A 2,530-nucleotide genomic window follows, 5' to 3' on the forward strand; every position below is an offset into this window, starting at 1 on the left:
CAACCGAGATCCTCTGCCGCACTGCCGCAACCCGCGACCAAAGCTGGGGACGTTCATCCGTACGCAACTGGGGAGAAAAGTCCGTACGCCGACACTCGTGTGCCGGCGGTGTCGCCGTGTGCCTTGACCTCCGCGGTCCACCAGGCGTCATGGACCGGGGTGAACTTGCCCGCAGAGCGGGCCTGTTCGAGCGCCGTCGCGCCAGGGAAGGCTCCCGGTTTGCGGATCAGGGCCTCAAGGTAGTGGTCCAGATCCAGGCGAGAGCCGCCTTTCGCGATCAGACGCTCATGCCGGGCCACTTCCACGTTCCGGTCGTAAACCACCAGGTGGGAGGCGTGCAGCACGACCCGGACCCGCTTGCCGATCAGGCGGATCGGCACCGAGTAGCGGTTCGTGCGGACTGCGATCTTGCTGTAGCGGTCGCCCCTCGGAGTGAAGAGCCGGCCCGTCTCGAAAGGCTCCTCGGGCAGCGGCATCAGCAGCGGCCGCTCGACCTGGAAGTACTCGTCGATCGTCCGCGGCCGCGAACCGATCCGGCGTCGTCCGTCCCGCAGGTCCCACTGATCGACCAGCTCGTTCAGCTCGGCCAGCGACTCGACCTCGGGCACCGGCGTGAAGTGGTTGCGGCGGAAGTAGCCGATCTGCCCTTCCACGCCGCCCTTCTCGTGGGCGCCCTCGATACCAGGCCGGCAGTAGAAGCTCTCGATCCCGAAGTGCGACCGGAACGCGATCCACCGGTCGGCCTCAACCCTCGCCCGGATAGGCAAGATTCACCAGGACTCCGGCGGCACATACGGAGCCCCCAGAATCACCGCGGAACTCCGCGACGAGGGCGGCCCGGTGGTCAACCACAAGCGCGTCGCGAGGATCATGCGGAGCATCGGGCTCGAGGGGTCCGCCTGCGCCGCCGGCACCGCACCACGCTCGCCAACACGGCCACGGCGAAGGCACCGGACCTGATCGGACGTGACTTCACCGCTGCCGCGGTGAACACGAAGTACGTCGGCGACATCACATACCTGCCGGTCAACGGCGCGAAGCCTCTCTGCCTGGCCACCGTCATCGACCTCGCCTCACACCGACTGGCCGGGTGGGCGATCGCCGATCACATGCGAGCCGAGCTCGTCATCGACGCCCTGGCGGCCGCCGAGCAGACCCGCGGCAGTCTCGAGGGAGCGATCATGCACACGGACCACGGGTCGCAGTATGCGAGTAGAGCCTTCGCTGAAATCTGCAGGTCAGCAGGGGTCCGGCAAAGCATGGGAGCGGTCGGGTCCAGCGCGGACAATGCCGCAGCCGAAAACTTCAACGCTGCCTTCAAGAGGGAGACGCTCAAGGGACGCAAAGGCTGGCCGGACGAGCGCCAGGCGCGGCTCGACGCCTTCCGCTGGCTGACCCGATACAACACCCGACGCCGGCACTCCCGCCTCGGCCAACGGTCCCCGATCGCCTACGAAAACAACGTCCAACCAACAGCAACTACCCTGGCCCAAGCCGCATAGACGTGTTCAAAATCCGGGGTCAAGGCCCGGTCTCTCTTGGCCCCGCCGTGACGGGTGGGTTCTAGATCTCGTCGCAACACAAGACCCCGAAGGTGTTGCAATGACGAGGAAGCGTCGAGGAGGGCGGATTCCAGCAACCGTCGAAAACAAGTAGATCGAGGACAACCTGACCACCGACGACATCTACGCCCTCAAGCTCGCCGCGATCCTGCGCGAGCTCCAGGAGGGCATCGACGTCCCAGGCGGCCTCTTCCTCACCCTCGCCCAGCTGGTCATCACCGCCGGTGGTGTGCGCTTTCCTCGTCAGGGGCGGCATCGTGCTCTACGACAACCCCAGCGCGTTTTGATCTGCGCGTTCAAACGCGACAACGCCCTCTGCGAACCCGAGCCCGGCGCGACGGCCCCACGGCAGCACAGCTGTCGGCGCGGCTGCGGCAACACAGTCCGTACCGACACGCATGCGCGTCTCCTCCGTGAACGCGACGACGAGATCGCCCAGCTCGCCACCCACGCCCCGGCCCAGTCAGCAAACGCCTGCATGCCAATGCCGACCGGCTCAGCGCGACGGCCGACACGCACGAGGCCCCGGCCGGGAACAATTCCGGCCGGGGCTCCAGGCAGCCCGATTACTTGTGCCGCTCACTCCATTTACGGACTCCCCAGACAGAGAGTGTGGTGAGGGCCGCCGTAAGCAAGCTAGCGGGCAGTTGGGTCAACAGCCCTTCAGCTACCAGTGTCAGAGCCGTGTTCAGCACCTTGTCCTCCTCGGTGAGATCGGATCGGTCTCACCCAGGCTCGGCTCCTGAAATGGCCCACTGACATGGCCTGACGCAGCAGTACAACTCAAGACGCAGACCCACGAGTTCGGACGCTGTACGTTGTCCGTCGGACGCAATCGGACGCTTCTGGACACTCCACGGGGATGGCTCATGGCTAAGGGCTGTCCCGTAAATGATCTCCGAGTCGCCTCGGGCATGGTTGATCGCGGTCAAGCCCGTTGATCTATCCGGTGAGGGCGAGGTTGTGCA

Annotated in this window: 2 protein-coding genes and 1 pseudogene; 1 reads left to right on the top strand and 2 read right to left on the bottom strand. The window is 65.7% G+C overall.

Annotated features, from left to right (window positions below):
• Window positions 1–53: 53 nt before the first annotated feature.
• Window positions 54–653, bottom strand: coding sequence for a hypothetical protein (locus ACFQ8C_RS36890; protein ID WP_383466315.1), 600 nt, complete (start codon window positions 651–653; stop codon window positions 54–56).
• A 67-nt stretch (window positions 654–720) separates the two neighbouring features.
• On the opposite strand from ACFQ8C_RS36890, the pseudogene ACFQ8C_RS36895 reads away from it, so the two are divergent.
• Window positions 721–1,502 (top strand): annotated as a pseudogene (locus ACFQ8C_RS36895) (IS3 family transposase); the annotation flags it as partial.
• A gap of 61 nt (window positions 1,503–1,563) precedes the next feature.
• Here the strand turns inward: ACFQ8C_RS36895 and ACFQ8C_RS36900 are convergent.
• A complete protein-coding gene (locus ACFQ8C_RS36900; protein WP_383466317.1) occupies window positions 1,564–1,818 on the bottom strand; it encodes a hypothetical protein in 255 nt (84 codons plus the stop codon).
• Window positions 1,819–2,530: the final 712 nt, after the last annotated feature.

The sequence above is a fragment of the Streptomyces sp. NPDC056503 genome (assembly GCF_042794995.1).
In the GTDB taxonomy this organism is placed as follows: Bacteria; Actinomycetota; Actinomycetes; order Streptomycetales; family Streptomycetaceae; genus Streptomyces.